The organism is Pantoea sp., assembly GCF_028283705.1.
Classification (GTDB): Bacteria; Pseudomonadota; Gammaproteobacteria; order Enterobacterales; family Enterobacteriaceae; genus Pantoea.
Genome location: NZ_JAPWKD010000019.1, coordinates 90,095 through 107,196, shown reverse-complemented (window position 1 = coordinate 107,196; position 17,102 = coordinate 90,095). Strand labels below are relative to the sequence as shown.

The 17,102-nt window shown below is 49.7% G+C and carries 12 protein-coding genes; 8 read left to right on the top strand and 4 right to left on the bottom strand.

Features of this window, described 5'->3' with window-relative positions:
• The first annotated feature begins 377 nt into the window (after nt 1–377).
• From PW844_RS16620 to PW844_RS16600, 5 genes are all read left to right on the top strand, one after another.
• Complete coding sequence (locus PW844_RS16620; RefSeq protein ID WP_299454022.1) at nt 378–1,706, top strand: MFS transporter; 1,329 nt, start codon at nt 378–380, stop codon at nt 1,704–1,706.
• Nucleotides 1,703–2,482, top strand: coding sequence for a DUF1445 domain-containing protein (locus PW844_RS16615; RefSeq protein ID WP_299454019.1), 780 nt, complete (start codon nt 1,703–1,705; stop codon nt 2,480–2,482). The genes PW844_RS16620 and PW844_RS16615 overlap by 4 nt, the downstream gene beginning before the upstream one ends.
• Before the next feature lie 251 nt (nt 2,483–2,733).
• Nucleotides 2,734–4,005: an oxalate/formate MFS antiporter gene (gene oxlT / locus PW844_RS16610; RefSeq protein WP_299454016.1), complete on the top strand. Its 1,272-nt coding sequence runs from the start codon at nt 2,734–2,736 to the stop codon at nt 4,003–4,005.
• 222 nt (nt 4,006–4,227) lie between these two features.
• A complete protein-coding gene (locus PW844_RS16605) occupies nt 4,228–5,070 on the top strand; it encodes an HAD family hydrolase (protein WP_299454013.1) in 843 nt (280 codons plus the stop codon).
• A 312-nt stretch (nt 5,071–5,382) separates the two neighbouring features.
• Complete coding sequence (locus tag PW844_RS16600) at nt 5,383–6,684, top strand: MFS transporter (RefSeq protein WP_299454011.1); 1,302 nt, start codon at nt 5,383–5,385, stop codon at nt 6,682–6,684.
• Between the two features lie 53 nt (nt 6,685–6,737).
• Here PW844_RS16600 and PW844_RS16595 read toward each other — a convergent pair whose 3' ends face one another.
• From PW844_RS16595 to PW844_RS16580, 4 genes are all read right to left on the bottom strand, one after another.
• The gene (locus PW844_RS16595; protein WP_299454008.1) at nt 6,738–8,048 is read right to left on the bottom strand and encodes a cytochrome c; all 1,311 of its coding nucleotides are present in this window, start codon (nt 8,046–8,048) and stop codon (nt 6,738–6,740) included.
• A 10-nt stretch (nt 8,049–8,058) separates the two neighbouring features.
• Complete coding sequence (locus tag PW844_RS16590) at nt 8,059–9,831, bottom strand: GMC family oxidoreductase (RefSeq protein ID WP_299454005.1); 1,773 nt, start codon at nt 9,829–9,831, stop codon at nt 8,059–8,061.
• A 17-nt stretch (nt 9,832–9,848) separates the two neighbouring features.
• Nucleotides 9,849–10,586 (bottom strand): gluconate 2-dehydrogenase subunit 3 family protein, encoded by a 738-nt coding sequence (locus PW844_RS16585; protein ID WP_299454003.1) that lies wholly within the window; start codon nt 10,584–10,586, stop codon nt 9,849–9,851.
• Between the two features lie 189 nt (nt 10,587–10,775).
• Complete coding sequence (locus tag PW844_RS16580) at nt 10,776–11,798, bottom strand: LacI family DNA-binding transcriptional regulator (RefSeq protein WP_299454001.1); 1,023 nt, start codon at nt 11,796–11,798, stop codon at nt 10,776–10,778.
• An 818-nt stretch (nt 11,799–12,616) separates the two neighbouring features.
• Between PW844_RS16580 and PW844_RS16575 the strand changes: the two genes are divergently transcribed.
• The 3 genes from PW844_RS16575 (at nt 12,617) to PW844_RS16565 (ending at nt 17,091) form a co-directional block, all read left to right on the top strand.
• Complete coding sequence (locus tag PW844_RS16575; RefSeq protein WP_299453999.1) at nt 12,617–14,101, top strand: MFS transporter; 1,485 nt, start codon at nt 12,617–12,619, stop codon at nt 14,099–14,101.
• A 26-nt stretch (nt 14,102–14,127) separates the two neighbouring features.
• Nucleotides 14,128–15,237, top strand: a complete 1,110-nt coding sequence (locus PW844_RS16570; protein ID WP_299453997.1) for an oxidoreductase — start codon at nt 14,128–14,130, stop codon at nt 15,235–15,237.
• A 510-nt stretch (nt 15,238–15,747) separates the two neighbouring features.
• Complete coding sequence (locus PW844_RS16565; RefSeq protein ID WP_299453994.1) at nt 15,748–17,091, top strand: MFS transporter; 1,344 nt, start codon at nt 15,748–15,750, stop codon at nt 17,089–17,091.
• Nucleotides 17,092–17,102: the final 11 nt, after the last annotated feature.

The window sequence follows — 17,102 nt, the reverse complement described above, 5'->3', positions numbered from 1 at the left end:
TTTTATTCGCGGTAAATATAAACCGGTCAATGACCGGTTTTTTAATGCCTGCGATTTCCCTGCACCAAAATGAGGATATTGCCTGCATAACGTGCAGCGGAATAAATGATCGCCGACTAAGTGTTTTTTATTTCCCGTTTAACGGATGAAAGGAGGGGGAAAATAAGCGGGAAAGTAAGCTCGCAAATGAAAATAAAAATCATTTAATTAACTCATCCATCATTTTTATCATTCAATGGCGCTAAGCACGAAACATTTTTATCAGTTCGATAAATGGCATTTCTCTTGCTCCAGATCAATGACAGTGTTCAGAAAAAACAATAGCCGCACGGCTGATATTGAACCTCCATCTCATTGTTTTACAAGGCAGGTGAAAAATGTCGTATGAAGTTGAATCACAATTAACCTTACCTCGCGGGCGTGTCAAACCACAGTATGGTGAAAGCAGCGTTGCCCGGCGTGCGGCAATGGCCTCCATGACCGGGACCGCCATTGAATATTATGAATTCGGTATTTATGGCTTTATGGCGGTTATTATTGGACCGCTGTTTTTCCCCGGCGGGAATGATACGGCAGCACTGCTTTCTATATTGGCGGTATTTGGCAGCGCGTTCTTAATTCGTCCGCTGGGTGGGGTTTTACTGGGCAGACTTGGCGACCGTATCGGACGCCGCAAAGTATTATTATTGACCGTGTTGGGTATGGGGGGCGCAACAGCAGCCATTGGTCTGTTGCCAACCGCCGCTGCAGTGGGTATTTCGGCACCCTTGCTGCTGGTGGTGTTGCGCCTGATTCAGGGATTCTTTGCCGGTGCGGAAATTATTGGAGCGGCGGCATTTGTTGCCGAATCTTCACCGACGGGGCAACGCGGTTTTTATGGTGCCTTCACCCCGGTAGGGGTGGCGCTCGGTGGCGGGTTTGCAGCGCTGGTGTGCGGTGTGACCAGCAATCTGCTGGACAATACTCAGCTGGCGGCCTGGGGCTGGCGCATACCCTTCCTGCTGACCATCCCATTGGTGATTTTCTCGGCGTTAATTCGCCATCAGGTCGAAGAAACCCCGGCCTTTAAAGAATTTCTTGCCAGCAATAAAATACAAAAGCGTCCGTTCAGCGATGTCTTCCGTACCCAAACGCCAGCCATGTTACGTGTCATCATGCTGACGTTCGGCCAGAATGCCGGTTACTGGATTGGCCTCGTGTTTATGAATATCTATCTGACCTCCTGGCTGGGCTTTGACAAAAAACAGGTGTTCTGGCTGATGGCCGGCATCAGCCTGGCAATGGCCAGCATGATGCCGTTCTGGGGGGGGTTGTCAGACCGTTACGGACGTCGTGCCATTCTGCGCATTGGATTTATCGGTTATGTGGTGCTGGTGATCCCGATGATGATGCTGATGGACCACCACAACATCTGGCTGGCCGCGCTGGCGATGTTTATTGCCACGCTACCGATGCCAATTGTGCAATCGGTAGGGTATCCCACTTATGCCGAGCAGTTCCCGACAGCCATGCGCTACACCGGCATGGCGATCAGCATCAATATGGGCGCGATTCTGGGTGGCGGTATCACGCCGTATTTAGTGACCCTGCTGATCAATAAAACCGGTTTCCTGCTGGTTCCGGGCATCTTTATGGCATGCGCGGCGCTACTTAGCCTGTGGACGCTGATGCGCCTCAAAGATACCCATAATGAGGTGCTTAAATGACCCCTTTTAGCACACCGGCGGCGTTACGGGCGGCGACAGCGCGTGGCGAATGGCGTCAGCCCACGGCTGGGTTATTGGATGGCTATCAGCAAGCCAATCTGGTGGTATTGCCGCAATCTGACGCCTATGAATTCCTGCTGTTTTGCGTGCGCAATGCGAAAGCCTGCCCGGTATTAGCAGTCAGCGAACCGGGACAGACCGAAATTTTAATGGGGAAAAGCCACATTGATCTGCGCAGCATGTTTCCCCGTTATCGTGTCTGGCAGCAGGGCCAGCTGGTAGATGAGCCGTACGATTTGCTCGGCCGTTGGCCGGATGATGCCGTGGCGTTCCTGCTGGGATGCAGCCACTCGCTGGATGGTGCATTGCGCCGCGCAGGTATTCCGGTGAGTCTTGCCGCGCCACCGGTCTATCTGACACAGATTCCGTGCCAGCCCACTGCCCGTATGCAGGGATATGTGGCAGTGAGTATGCGTCCCGTCGCAGCAGATAAAGTGGATGAAGCGGTGGCGCTGAGTGCGGCCTATCCCTCTGCACATGGGACGCCGTTACATATTGGCGATCCCGCAGAGATTGGTATTACCGATCTGGCAGCACCGGACTTCGGTGTCTTTCCCGGGGTGCACTCCGGCCAGGTGCCGGTGTTTTGGGCCTGTGGCGTGACACCGCAGCAGGTGTTACCCGCGCTGGGGAGTGCATATCTGTTTACTCACTATGCCGGGCATATGCTGGTGCTGGATGACAGGGTAGAACACTACTCGGCGCAACTGCGTTAACGCAAGGAGAGGCCGTCCAGCAACAAAGCGACTTTAAAGTTTGCATTCAATTTCGGAGCCGGGGGTAAATTTACCCTCCGGCTTTAATATTTTGGCATCCACTTCTCTTCCTGGTGTTACTGCAACATTTTGGTGCAAGCTGGTGCTGTAATATGCCAATATTCTGCCGCTGGCGTCGCCTTAACACCGATATTAACTTTGGCATGGTATATGCAAATCTGACTGACTCACTTGTCAGTCGGAGCAATAATATGACTAATACAGCATTGTCTGACGCTGTCGTCGTTAGCCAAAAGAAAAAATGGGGTCAATTGGCTTTGGGACTGCTTTGTATGATATCGATCTCCAGCCCCCAATATGTCTGGGCATTATTTACCCGCCCATTGATGGAAAAGCTAAATGCGCCTTTGGCCGAGATTCAGATTACTTTTTCAATTCTGATTATTTTGCAAACGTTCTTCTCACCTATTCAGGGCAAGCTTATTGATCGCTTTGGGCCGCGTAAATTGATTGCCGTAGGGACCGTATTGACGGGACTGAGCTGGATGCTGGTTGCGCGCATGGAATCGCTGATGGAGTTATATCTCTATTATGTTGTGCTGGGAGGGCTGGGTACCGGCATTGTTTATATCGGTGTCGTCGGCCTGATGGTGCGCTGGTTTCCTGAGAAGAGAGGGTTTGCTACCGGCATGGTGGCGGCAGGATATGGTATGGGGGCGGTCCTGACGACGTTTCCGATCACCTCCTCTCTGGCAGCGAAAGGGCTGGAAAATACCTTGTGGCAGTTTGGTCTGATCATGGCTGTGGTGGGTTTTATCGCCAGCCAGGGGCTACGTGCACCGCAAGCTTCAACGGCTCAGAGCGCCGATGTTCCCCACAATGTCAGCAGCAAAAACTTCACATCGCGGGAAATGTTACGTCAGCCACTTTTCTGGTTGATGTTTGTCATGATGACCATGATGTCAACGTCTGGCCTGATGGTGACATCGCAAATGGCCATTTTTGCCGGTGATTTTGGTATTACTTCGGTGACGGTGCTGGGTATGGCTGCGCTGCCTCTGGCCATGACCATTGACCGTTTTATGAATGGCCTCACCAGACCGGTGTGCGGCTATATTTCCGACCGTATTGGCCGTGAAAAGATGATGTTCATTGCGTTTGGGCTGGAAGGTTGTGCAATGACGTTATGGCTACTGTGCAAGGATGATCCTCTGCTGTTTGTTTTGCTATCCGGGCTGGTGTTTTTTGGCTGGGGCGAGATATTTTCGTTATTCCCGGCCACGTTAACCGATACCTTTGGCACCCGCTTCGCCACCGCTAACTATGGATGGCTGTATATTTCTCAGGGTATTGGTTCGATCTTTGGTGGCCCGCTGGCGGCATTATTGTATCAGCATACCAGCAGCTGGGGCCTGGTGTTTGCATGCGCGATTACGCTGGATATTGTGTGTGCGTTACTGGCCTTACTGGTACTCAAACCCTGGCGCAGCCGTTTTATCCAGCAATTAAAAGTAAATATCTGATTATCCCCCCGGCATAATATTATTTCTGATTATTATGCCGGGGTGTAATAAATATCGCTTGTCAACGATCCCTCGCAAAATAACTCTTTTCTGCCCCGTAACGGGCATCAGGTTTGGTCCTGAGTACCTGTCTTAAACATAAGCACCAGGTCTATCATTTCCCTATGGCGTGTGGCATATATGGCGCATGTGGATACCGCTGTTGTCAGCCAGAGGAATAAGATGAAAAAAACGCTTTATGTCAGCGATCTTGACGGGACTCTCCTGAACAGTGGCGGGGTATTGTCGGACTATTCCCGACATGCCATAGAAGCTTTCTTTGACAAAGGCGTGTTTTTCACCTGTGCAACGGGCAGAACGCTGAGTTCAGTCAATATGCTGCTGGAAGGCGTAAAGTTCTCCTGCCCGGCGATACTCAGTGATGGGCTGTTTATCTTCGATATGATTGCGGACAAGCCGGTGAAAACCCTGCGTCTGCACGATGATTTAATCCGGGCTGTCGAGCGTGAACTGGAACGATGCGGCCAGGAAGGATTTCTCTACTGCCTGAAGGGCACTGAATATGGCCTGTTCTATAAGACAGCCAGTGATGACCTGAGCCAGCACTTTATCGAGAGTAAACGCCCCTTTCTGGGGGAGAAAATCTTCAAAACGGTGTCATTTAGTGAACTGCCGGAAGAGTATGTCCCGCTCTATTTTGTCATTTACCATGACTACCACACCCTGTCATTACTGCAGAGCGCTATCACCGGCGAAGAGGGTGCGCATTGCCTTCTCAACCGTGATGTCTACAGCGCGCAACCGGATATTTATTTTATGAATATCCTGTCTGACCAGACGTCAAAAAGCTCAGCCATCGACTTCCTGCGAGATTATCTGGGGGCTAACGAAGTGGTGGCGTTTGGCGATAACTTTAATGATCTGCCGATGCTGATGAATGCCGATCGCTGCTACGTTCCTGAGAACGGCATTGAAGAAGCAAAAGCTATCGCTACCGAGGTGATTCCTTCATGCGATGCGGATGCTGTGGTCAGGTTCATCGAAAAAGACCTTCTGAATCGGTAGCCCACTCAGTCCCTGCGAAATACTGATAAGTCTTTACTGAAAACGCAATGTCGCAGGAAAATATCCGTCAGTACTCACAGGCGGGTATTTTATCTTATCCGTATGACTCATTGCCCCTTTACTGCTACGTAATGTTACAAGGACGTGTTACCAAAATTAAGTTACAGGACAGAATGTAAAAACCTGGTTGAGACATTGATCACAATTCTTGTGATGGCGCTTCAGGTAGGGTTACGGGTAACAGATTGGGTGGTTTTTTAAAATTATCCCGTTTGTCTTCCAATAGTAACTTTCATATCCAGGGGCGCACTGATGAAAGAAATGCATAAGAATAATATTGCATTACCTGCCAAACGCTGGTGGTATTTAATGCCAGTTATATTTATCACTTATAGCCTGGCTTATCTGGATCGGGCTAATTATGGATTTGCTGCTGCATCAGGAATAGAAAAAGATCTGGGGATATCTCATGCAACGTCGTCGCTGATTGGCGCATTGTTCTTTTTAGGCTATTTCTTTTTTCAGGTGCCGGGCGCAATTTACGCCGTTCATCGCAGTGTACGGAAACTTATTTTCGTCAGCTTAATTTTGTGGGGTTTCTGTGCCACCGCCACCGGGTTTGTGACCAATATCCCCATGCTGATGGTCATCCGCTTCATATTGGGCGTTGTCGAAGCGGCAGTGATGCCGGCAATGCTGATTTATATCAGTAACTGGTTCACAAAAACCGAACGTTCCAGAGCGAATACTTTCCTCGTGTTAGGCAATCCGGTGACCGTGTTATGGATGTCAATCGCATCGGGTTATCTGATTGATGCCTTCGGCTGGCGGGAGATGTTCATGATTGAAGGGGCTCCTGCGGTACTGTGGGCATTTGCCTGGTGGTTTTTAGTCAGAGATAAGCCATCACAGGTGACCTGGCTGAATCCTGAAGAAAAACGCGTGTTACAAAACCAGCTCGATGAAGAACAAAAGAATATTAAGCCGATGCGCAACTATGGCGAGGCTTTGCGATCCAAAAAAGTGGTGATGCTCTGTTTCGTTCATGCACTGTGGAGTGTCGGAGTTTATGGTTTTATGATGTGGATGCCTTCTATCCTGAAAATGGCCGCCACCATTGATATTGTCTCCGTAGGCTGGCTTACCGCGGTGCCATACTTTGCCGCGATTGTCACCATGTTGCTGGTTTCCTGGTTATCGGATAAATTTCAAAACCGGAAAGTATTTATCTGGCCATTATTAATGGTTGCTTCGATAACTTTCTTTGGCTCCTGGCTGATTGGTTCACAGCATTTTTGGCTGTCTTATGGCTTACTGGTTTTAGCCGCAGCCTGTATGTATGCACCCTATGGACCTTTCTTTGCTTTTATTCCGGAAATTCTGCCAAAGAATGTGGCGGGTGTTTCAATGGGGCTGATTAATTGCTGTGGTGCATTAGGGGCATTTCTCGGTGCATGGTTAGTCGGTTATTTAAATGGTTTAACCAACTCGCCGGGTGCATCCTATACTTTTATGGCAGTTTCGCTGCTGATGTCGGTTGTCGTGATGTTTTATGTTAATTCATCCGGCGATAATGAAGCCGATGCCGGAAAAGTTAACCTGATGCTGGAATAACAAGATATTTAATTAAGCCCCGGAGAAAATCTGCCGGGGCTTAGATTTATCGATTACTGTATTTTGCTACCCAGCCACGGCTGCGCCTGGGTTGATGAACGTGCTTTTGCCACATCCTCTGTAGAGACCTGTCCAGCCGAATTACCCCAACTGTTACGAATGTAGGTCATCACATCCGCGATGTTACTGTCAGAAAGTTTCTGGGCAAAACCCGGCATACCCGCTGCCGTTGGATTCGCATGGGTAAATGGCCCCTGGCTGCCATTCAGTGCCACATTAATCAGGCTTAATGGGTCAGGGGAATTCACCTGCGGGTTACCTGCCAGCGCAGGGATCATATTACGGATGCCACTCCCATTAGAGACATGGCAGGCGCTGCATTGAGACTCAAAGACTTTCTTGCCTACAATCATGGCGGTATTGTCAGCTGAAAGAGGCTGGGGCACAGGTGTTCCGGATGCAGGCAGAGACTTCAGATAAAGTGCGATTGCCTGAAGATCGTCATCTGTCATGTGTTGCGTCGAGTTTTCGATGGCTTCCGTCATCGGACCGGATGACGCAGTCATCTTATTGGTGCCCGAGCGCAGATAAGACACGATATCGCTTTCACTCCATTTGCCGAGACCTGCATGGGGATCAGGCGTCAGATCTGGTGCGTACCATCCCTGCAACGCTCCCCCCTGCAGATAAGCGGAGGTATCGCCACCCAGCATATTTTTTGCCGTATGACAGGACGAGCAGTGTCCGGGACCATCAACCAGATAAGCACCACGGTTCACCTGGTCACTGACATTAGCCTGCGGCTCAAATACCTTGTCTTTGAAAAATAACAGATTCCATCCTGCCAGCGTCCAGCGCTGGTTGAACGGGAACGGGAGCTGGTTCTCCACAACCTGGTTTTTGACTGGCGGAATGGTACGGATATAAGCCCACAAATCGGCTAAATCCTGATCGGTTAATTTAGCGTAAGCATTGTAGGGCATTGCCGCATACAGGTATCCGTGAGAGCCGACACCGTGACGCACTGCACGATCGAATTGCTCCTGCGACCAGCCGCCGATGCCGGTATCCGGATCGGAAGTGATATTGGAAGAAAGGATCGCGCCAAATGGGGTGTTAAGTTTGTAACCCCCGGCGAACGGTTGACCACCCTCTGCGGTATGACAGGCCGTACAATCTGACAGCCTGGCAACATACTCCCCGCGCTTGATTTGTTCGTTCAGTTGATCAGGATTCTCAGCAACCAGCACCTGTTGCGGGTAGCTTTTATGCAGCCCATATTGCACTAACGCGGTATAACCTATCGCGCCGAGCACCGCGACCGTGACCACTCCATAGGCGACACGTCGAATGTTTTTACCCATGATATTCTCCTTATCGCACCAGTGATCCCGGATTTTTGAGATAGTCATTGACGATGGCGTGAGCGGTCCACAACGTCAGTGCGCTGAGGGTAATGGTGGGGTTATATCCGCCGTTATTGGGATAAGAAGAAGCACCCAGCACAAACAGGTTGTGCGCGTCCCAATGTTGCTGATAGCGGTTAAGCACCGAGGTCGCTGGGTCCAGCCCCATCACCGCGCCGCCAATGGTGTGCGAGCTGTCATAGGCGCGGAAGGGGGAGTTGTGCTTATCCGGGAAGGCTTCCGTCTCCCAGGATGTGGCACCGGATACACGGCATATATCTTCGATGCGATCGCGGATAAAGCGCGCCATGAGTCGATCATTCTGGTTGTAGTCAAAGGTCAGTCGCAGTAACGGCTGGCCATTGTCATCGGTGTAGTTTGGATCGAGCGAAAGATAAGAATCGCGATGCGAGTATGAAGTCCCCTGACCCTGGATTTTGGCGTAGTTTTGGTAGCTTTTCTGGAACGTTTTCTTCCAGGCTGAGCCCCACATTTTACTGCCAGGGGGCAGGCGGTCAGTCATTCCCAGCGGCGTACCCTGGTCGGACAGCGCCTGGATCCCTGCGCCACCGAGGAAACCTAATCCGGAGTGATCGAAGTTATCGCCGTTGAAATCATCAATCTGTGTCGACAAGGCCCCGGTAGAAATGAACGGGTTCATATGTTCATTTTCATAATAGAGATAGCCCATCGACATGGTTTGATAGTTATAGGCACGGCCTAACGTACCTTCACCGGTCGCATGGTTATAGGCTTTGCCGATTTTGGACAGCAACAGTAAACGCACGTTATCCAGTTGATAGGCCGACAGGCAGACGATATCCGCAGGCTGGAAACCGGTATTCCCATCCGAATCGCGGAAAGTCACCCCCGTCACGGTTTTCCCGTCTGCGGCTTTATCGATATAAAGCGCGGTGCATTCGGTCAACAGCGTGAAATGAGTTCGGTCCATCAGCGCCGGGACCACGCAAATATTCGGTGATGATTTGGACCAGTTGCCGCAACCGTAGAAACCGCAGTAGCCGCAATAGGTACAGGGGGCGAGATTCACACCCAGCGGATTGGTATAGGCAGCGCCAATGGTCCCGGCAGGAATCGGGAACGGGTGGTAGCCCATCTTCTCGGTGATCTGGTGAAACTTATCATTCCAGTGGGAGCGGATCAGCGGGGGAGTAGGGTATTCGCTGGTGCGGCTGCCTTCAAACGGGTTACCACCGGGTTGTGTTACGCCGCCGATGACGCCCGCTTTGCCTGAAATACCGGCGATTTTTTCAACACGATCATAAAAAGGCTCAAGCTCGGCATAACTGATGCCCCAGTCCTGCACGATCAGGCCATCAGCCAGCTTCATATTATGGTAACGGTCGCGCAGGCGGGTCGCCATTTCGAAATCTGAAGGGTTGAAACGCCAGGCATTCGCCGCCCAGTGCTTGCCGGCACCGCCGACACTGAACCCCATCTGGAAGGCATTCCAGTCACGAGCGGGAAGGGCTTTTTGGCTGCTGTCATTACGAAAAGTCAGCGTTTCTACCCGTGGTGGTTTTAAAATCTCGCGTCGCACGCCATAACGTAGCTCGTCGGCGGCAATCGCAGGAGAGAAGTTAGTTTGTGTTTGTTCCCATGGGCCACGTTCAATTGCGACGACATTTAATCCTGCGCGGGTCAGTTCTTCAGCCATAAGCGAACCGGCCCATCCGAGGCCGATAATAACGGCATCAGCCTTAGGTCTGGTGTAATTCATAATTTGCCTTGTCGGGTTTACGCTTTCAGAAGTTCAATAATGCTGATTGGTTCGATATTCAGTTTCTGTCCTTTTAACGGCGCATAATCACGATAGTCGTAACGTGCACCAGGGAAACCAATCATTTTCCAGCCGACCATATTGCGGTTACCACCATAAATAGGATCAGCAAGGAATCCTTCCATCACATTCGATAGAAACTGTCCAAATAAGACCTCTGAAGAAAAGGTTGGGTATTTGAATTCACCCGATTCCATTTTTTCCAGGTAACTATCCTGGGCGTCATGAGACAAAGTAGTAAAGGATTTGCCAAAAAGCGACAGGCAATGGTTATCCAGTTCCAGTAAGCCTTTGCGGTAAATTTCCGCAGGTGTGTAGGGGGTCTGGGTACCTTGAGATGCGGTGCCCTTTTCGAAGGGTCCCTGATTATAACGCCAGCTCGCCTTACCATAATCTCCGGCGAGTTGATTATCGATGAAGACAACACAACCCGCTTCGGAGGCAGCGGGGCTGAGTTCATCGGCGGGTATCAGGCGGTCAAAGATTGCTGTGACCAGGTTGTATTCGCGTTCATTCAGATATAATCGCTTTGTTGGGTCTGCGGGTACCGGCAAGGTCGTTTCTTTAGCGCGCCACAGTTTCCCACCTTGCAATACATTATTATTTTCAGCTGCACCTGCTGGCTTAAATACAGATGCAGCGGTTCCTGTTCCTGCCAGAACTAAACCTGCTTTAATAAAACTTCTGCGTTCCATACGATGCTCCAGGCAAAAAGAGTCACCGACTACATGAACACGCTCACTGATAAAATATTCAGAAGAATGTATCTAATAGACAGTGTTATTTGATTTTGAATTGAGTAGATCGAGTATGACGGCGATAGATTGTTGGGTAATGGTCTCCTGTTATTTTCGCCATTATATAAATAATGGCGAAAGCATGGTTTATTTTCTAAGATGCGAGCGGCGCAGGCATAATTCTCCTTTCTGCCACTCTCCCCCTTCATCAATCCGATCATCCAGTAACCGATTGATGGCTTCGGCGGTCTGGAGGTCGGCTCGCTGATTCCAGCTGGTTAATTCCCAGGTACTGGTGTGAGATTCATCAATATCATCAAATCCCACCACGCCAATATGCAGATCCGGACTGAAATCCCGTATGGCCTGGATGGCACCGAAAGCCAGTACATCGTTTTCGCAAAACAATGCATCGATACATTGATCTGCTGGCGTTTCATGCAGATATGCCATCATGCATTGATAAGCAAGATCGCGGTCGTAATGCCCGGCAACCAGCACAACCTCTAATGACTGACCTTGCGAAGCCAGACAAGCTTCATACCCCTCCATTCTTAACAGATGATTTGAAGCGGTATCTGGCCCTTTCATATAGCCATAGCGCTGGTAATTCTCACTGATAAGCACTTGTCCCAGCGCCTGGCCCGCTTTGAATCCATCATTGTTAACCACTTCAACGTCAGCACTATCGGTGTTTCGGAACACATGGATAGCCCGAATATGGTGAAGCGATTCGGCCACCACCAGCAACTCATCACTGACAATGGTGGCCAGATAAATGATGCCATCAACCTGCAGCTGACCGGCCATTTGCAGTACCGATTGATAATTTTCCGGGGACTCAATATTCAACAGCAGCGTCATGTAGCCACGTTCGTTGAGTTGCTGAGTCACCTCTTTCAGCATGCGCAGCGTATGCGGATTGCTGAACTCATCGGCTACTACGCCAATAATCTTTGTGCTGCGCTGCTTTAAGCCACGTGCCAGCAGGTTTGGTCGAAACCCCAGCTGGTTCGCCGCTGTTAGCACGGCCTCTCTGGATTCAGGGGAAATGGAGGCATTTTCTTTGAAAGCCCGCAGTACCGTCCATTTCGAAACACCAGCCAGCCTGGCAACGTCATCTGCCGTCGGTTGCTGAAATTTTCTATCACCGCTTTTCGCTCTACTCATACTCAATACACTGTGCCCGGACGCGTCATGGCACACAGCATAAAGTATCCTCTCCATGCGCCCAAATGCTTAGAGGGAGTGTTTCAGCGATTTTCTCATCCCACACAGTCTGTGCGTGAAGTAATGTTGCGATTATGTTTTCCTTTGCTACCGTTGGCAACACTCTTTGCCAACGGTAGCAAAAGGGTGAAAATTTGACGTGAATCACGTGATGGAAAAAAGATGAATACAATCAGTTGGTTAAAATCGTGGAGTGGTGGTGTTAATTATTGATTTTGCAATTGTTAATAATTGTAACGCAGATGAAAAGACCTGACATGGCCCTCTATTTTGCCTGTACGCCATCTTGTGTACCTTTGCTGTGCATACGATGACCAGCGTGCTGCTGTTCCATTCACATCCCGCCAGGCAAATAGCCTCTCACCCCAGGCTTCCTGACCTGAAGTTTTAATAAATCATTATATTTCATGCTGTTATGTTTGATGTGAGGTGTTTTTAAGCCTTGACAGTTGTTATCAACTATACATAGATTGTACAGGCATGGTGTAAAATGTAACATCCTTTCTTAAGTTGCATTACACGCCCGTAACTCTTTGCATCCATTCAGCGCAATTTTTCCCAAAAAAATGTCAGTGCCATGTCCCCCGGCGGAGGGAGGGTGACAAATTGAGCTAATGTTAAATTCTGGTTATATATCTGTCATATAACGATATTTCATAACTAATCACGGCAAAAAGGTTGCCAGAGCTGAATGAATGTGGAAATCTGTCCGTCTGGACATCCAAACATCTAGATGATGACAACGATAAATAGTAAACATGACGCAACTAACTTTAACTAATGAAATCGAGCAGACTGAATCACCAGGCTCAGCTGTTCACACCATCCGCAGCGCTTCCGATGTCAGCCAGTTAGTCAACAACTCCACCCAGGCGCGGAGCAATGCACGCATCATTGTTGCCATTGCGCTCGGCGGTATTTTCCTGGATGCCTACGATCTCGGTGCGCTGGCCTTCGGGGTAAAAGACATCACGCGTGAATTCGGTCTTGGCCCTAAAGGCATTGGTCTGGTGGTCTCCGCGATCACCATGGGTGCCATTGTCGGCGCGCTGATCGGCGGTTATCTGACGGATAAAATTGGCCGTTATCGTGTCTTTATGGCGGATATGTTTTTCTTTGTCTTTGCCGCTATTTTGGGCGCTTTGGCACCGAACGCCGAAGTGCTCGGCATCAGCCGTTTTATTATGGGGCTGGGTATCGGCATTGACCTCCCGGTGGCGATGGCATTTCTGGCCGAGTTTTCCAGGCTAAAAGGGCGTGGCAACAAGGCCGCCAGTATCGCGATGTGGTGTCCGACCTGGTACGCAGCCATCTCGGTTTCTTACCTGTTGGTGCTGGGCTTCTTTTACTGGCTGCCGGAAAGTCAGACTGCATCCCTGTGGCGCTACATTGTCGGATTTGGGGCGGTACCTGCGCTGGTGATTCTGACGATTCGTAAGCGTTATATGACGGAATCTCCGGTATGGGCTGCCAATCAGGGCGATCTGGAGCAGGCGGCGCAAATCCTGCGCGTGTCCTACAACATCCCGGCCGTGGCCGCTCCACAGACGGAAGCGGCAGGCTCATCAACCGCTATCAAACACAAAGCAAGCTGGAAGAATTACGGTTTACTGTTACGGGGCCACTACCTGCGACGGACCATCCTGACCAGCGTGATGTCCTTCGTTTCTCCCTTTGCTTACGGGGCCATTGCCTTCGGGTTACCGATCATCGTTTCCACGTTGTTCCAGCAGTCGATGCTGACCACCATTTTAGTATCGCTGGCACTCAACCTGTTTTTCGCCTTTACCGGGGGACTGGCCGCTGTGAGGCTGGTGCCGCGTTTTGGTGCGCGGGCGATGAGTATTGCAGGATACGCATGTCAGTTAGTGGCCCTGCTGGGACTGGCGCTGGCGGGACGACCTGATGATGAACTGAAGGCGGCCCTGTGCTGTGCTTATCTGGCGCTGTTTCTGCTGGGGCAGGGGTTTGGACCGGGTGCACAAACCATGGTGTATGCCTCACTGAGCTATCCGGCATCAATACGCGGTGTTGGGGTGGGACTGAATCAGACCATCACCCGTTTCGCCACCACTATCGCGCTGTTTTTATTCCCGCTGCTGACCGCGAGTCTGGACACCGGCCTGTTCTGGGTGATTGCCCTGTCGCCGGTGTTGGGCCTGCTGGCACTGTTTGCAATTCGCTGGGAGCCTGCTGGCTATGACATTGATGCTGAAGATTATGCCGATGTTGTGCAGCGTTAATACGATAATTATCCAGGAAAGAAAAAATGTCTTTTACTGAAATTCAGGTAGTACCAGGGCCAGCTAATTATTACTGCTTTCCGGGCGCGATCCGTGAATTAAACAACTTCTATAGCGAATCTGACTTACAACATGCGATGTGGTTGTATGGTGAACAAGCGTTACAGGCCGCGCAGGCCTGGTTGCCAGAGGCGTTTGCTGTTGAATCCGCCGGTAAAGCTTGTATCCGTGAGCATTGTAATGACCCAATGATTCGCCGTCTGGCTGAGCAGGCCGGACCACGCTGTAAAGTGATCATTGGCGTCGGTGGTGGCACGGTGATGGACAGCGCGAAAGCGCTGGCAGCCCGCATGCAATTACCGGTAGTGCTGATTCCTACTATTGCAGCGACCTGCGCAGCCTGGACGCCGCTTTCCGTCTGGTATAACCCCCAAGGGGAGAATATCGGCTATGAGATCTTCAAACAGGCGAACCATCTGGTTTTAGTCGAGCCAGAGATCATTCTGCAAGCTCCGGCACCTTATCTGCTGGCCGGGATCGCCGATACGTTAGCCAAGTGGTATGAGGCCAGCGTTTTGGTGGGTAATTTCCAGGCATCGGAGGTGCCTTATCTCGCGCGCACCGCACTCAATATGGCGCGCGGACTTAAGGAATTGTTGCTGAGTGACAGTGTAACGGTATTGGCCGATCTGCATAATGGATCATTAACCGAACGATTCATCGCTGTGGTGGATGCAATCATTGCCGGTGGCGGATTAATTGGTGGGTTGGGCGAACGTTTTACCCGCGTGGCGGCAGCCCATTCGGTACACAATGGTATGACGGTACTGCCGCAGACGCATAGTATTCTGCACGGTATCAAAGTGGCGTACGGGATTCTGGTCCAGGTCGCGCTGATGAAGGACGAGCAGGAACTGCAAATGCTGCTGGGCTTCTATCGTCAGTTGAAATTGCCAACCAGCCTGCGCGAGCTGGGCATCGATATCTCAGACAAAGTGCAGATTGAGGCGATGATTGCGCATACCCTGCGTCCGAAAGAGACCATTCACCTGATGCCGGTTAAAGTCACTGCCGAAGTGTTGTTCGAAGCTATGGAAACCGTTGAGCAGGCGGCTGAGACAGTCAGCGTAGAATAAATCTAAAATTAGCCGGTAGTTATTATGCTACCGGCCTTCAAACGGCTTCCCCTCTAAACAGAATTATCTTAATTAAATTATTATAGATATATTTTCTTCTTGTCTTCGGTTGTGATTGTTAATATTCTGATGGGGTGCCGTAGCCCGCCCAATATCCATAACAATCTGGCAGCAAATCACAAACAATCCGCATGCTTCAGTAGATAACCATCCGTCAACCCATCCCGGACATTAATTTAATTTTGTGATCCACTTCAAATAAATTCTTCAAATAACATAAAAACAGAGAAAATAAATCACTTTGTTATGCAAATGCACATTGTCTTGTTCTCCCTGGAATCCTATCGTATTCATATCAAAAGATACCATTATTAAGTCAGGTCATCCTGCAAGATGAAATAGAAGGATATTTATCCGGAGTACAAATAATAAATTAAATCAGGTTGTGCGGCATCTGAGTCATTCATTATTTGCATTTTTGATCTTCTAACAAGTTTAAGGTGGTGTCACATGGCTCAATTAAATGAAATTGATGACATTTCGCATGACAGGAAAACCAATGTCAGATGGCATGTCGTTATTATTTTATTTATCATAACAGCAGTGAGTGTGGGGGATCGCTCAACGCTGGCAATTGCAGGTAAAGATATGACATCTGCTCTGGGTATCAACCCCGGTCAGATGGGATGGATATTCTCAGCGTTTGCATGGGCATACTGTCTGGCACAGATCCCCGGAGGCTGGTTACTTGACCGTTTTGGTTCGAAAAAGATTTACCTGGCTGGTTTGTGCCTGTGGTCAGTTTTTACCTTGTTGCAAGGCTGTGTGGAAATTTTTCATGGTCTCGGTGCCGTTGTTTGTTTCACTATTCTTCTTTTCCTTGTCGGTTTGTGTGAAGCACCGGTGATGCCGGGCAATAGCCGTTTTGTTGCTGCCTGGTTCCCATCTAAAGAGCGTGCTACTGCCGCAGCAGTCTTTAATTCTGCGCAATATTTTGCGACCGCTATCTTCGCTCCGATAATGGGATGGCTGACACTCAATTATGGTTGGCAATCGATTTTTATCTTTATGGGCGTGTTGGGTATTGTGATTACGTTTACTGCGGCAAGAGTGATACATAATCCGCTGGACCACCCACGAGTTAATAGCGAAGAAATTGATTATATCCGTCAGGGTGGGGCATTGGTGGATATGGATCAAAGCAAAACCCAGAAGAAAAGCGGATTTGATTTAAGCGCATTAAAACAATTAATGACTAACCGCATGCTGCTGGGCATTTATCTTGGTCAATATTGTATTAACGTTCTGACTTTCTTTTTTATTACATGGTTTCCGCTCTATCTGGCGATGGAGAAAGGGCTGAATATCAAAACTGTCGGATTTATTGCTGCCATCCCGGCGATTTGCGGTTTCCTGGGTGGGCTGATGGGAGGCATTATTTCGGACCGTATTCTGCGCATAACAAAGTCACTCTCTGTTGCACGCAAGACACCGATTGTACTCGGTATGTTGCTGTCAATGGTGATGGTGTTCTGTAACTATGTCGACTCGATTTATCTGGTGGTCTTGTTTATGTCTTTAGCGTTTCTGGGTAAAGGCATTGGCGCACTGGGATGGGCAGTGATGTCCGATACCGCACCAAAAGAGATGGCCGGTGTTGCTGGTGGCATTTTCAACTTGTGTGGTAACTTCGCTGGGATTGTTTCCCCGGTGGTTATTGGTTACATCGTCAAAGCGACAGGCCACTTTGAATGGGCGCTGGTATTCGTCGCCATTCATGCGCTGATCGCCATTTTCAGCTTTGTGGTGATTGTCGGCCCGATCAAACGGCTCGAACTTAAAAAAGTGCAGTAACACGATAATTG

What these genes read in the sequence shown, in the direction of transcription:
- PW844_RS16620 (WP_299454022.1), top strand. Translation starts at nt 378, where the DNA reads ATGTCGTATGAAGTTGAATCACAATTAACCTTACCTCGCGGGCGTGTC.
- PW844_RS16615 (WP_299454019.1), top strand. Translation starts at nt 1,703, where the DNA reads ATGACCCCTTTTAGCACACCGGCGGCGTTACGGGCGGCGACAGCGCGT.
- oxlT (WP_299454016.1), top strand. Translation starts at nt 2,734, where the DNA reads ATGACTAATACAGCATTGTCTGACGCTGTCGTCGTTAGCCAAAAGAAA.
- PW844_RS16605 (WP_299454013.1), top strand. Translation starts at nt 4,228, where the DNA reads ATGAAAAAAACGCTTTATGTCAGCGATCTTGACGGGACTCTCCTGAAC.
- PW844_RS16600 (WP_299454011.1), top strand. Translation starts at nt 5,383, where the DNA reads ATGAAAGAAATGCATAAGAATAATATTGCATTACCTGCCAAACGCTGG.
- PW844_RS16595 (WP_299454008.1), bottom strand. Translation starts at nt 8,048, where the DNA reads ATGGGTAAAAACATTCGACGTGTCGCCTATGGAGTGGTCACGGTCGCG.
- PW844_RS16590 (WP_299454005.1), bottom strand. Translation starts at nt 9,831, where the DNA reads ATGAATTACACCAGACCTAAGGCTGATGCCGTTATTATCGGCCTCGGA.
- PW844_RS16585 (WP_299454003.1), bottom strand. Translation starts at nt 10,586, where the DNA reads ATGGAACGCAGAAGTTTTATTAAAGCAGGTTTAGTTCTGGCAGGAACA.
- PW844_RS16580 (WP_299454001.1), bottom strand. Translation starts at nt 11,798, where the DNA reads ATGAGTAGAGCGAAAAGCGGTGATAGAAAATTTCAGCAACCGACGGCA.
- PW844_RS16575 (WP_299453999.1), top strand. Translation starts at nt 12,617, where the DNA reads ATGACGCAACTAACTTTAACTAATGAAATCGAGCAGACTGAATCACCA.
- PW844_RS16570 (WP_299453997.1), top strand. Translation starts at nt 14,128, where the DNA reads ATGTCTTTTACTGAAATTCAGGTAGTACCAGGGCCAGCTAATTATTAC.
- PW844_RS16565 (WP_299453994.1), top strand. Translation starts at nt 15,748, where the DNA reads ATGGCTCAATTAAATGAAATTGATGACATTTCGCATGACAGGAAAACC.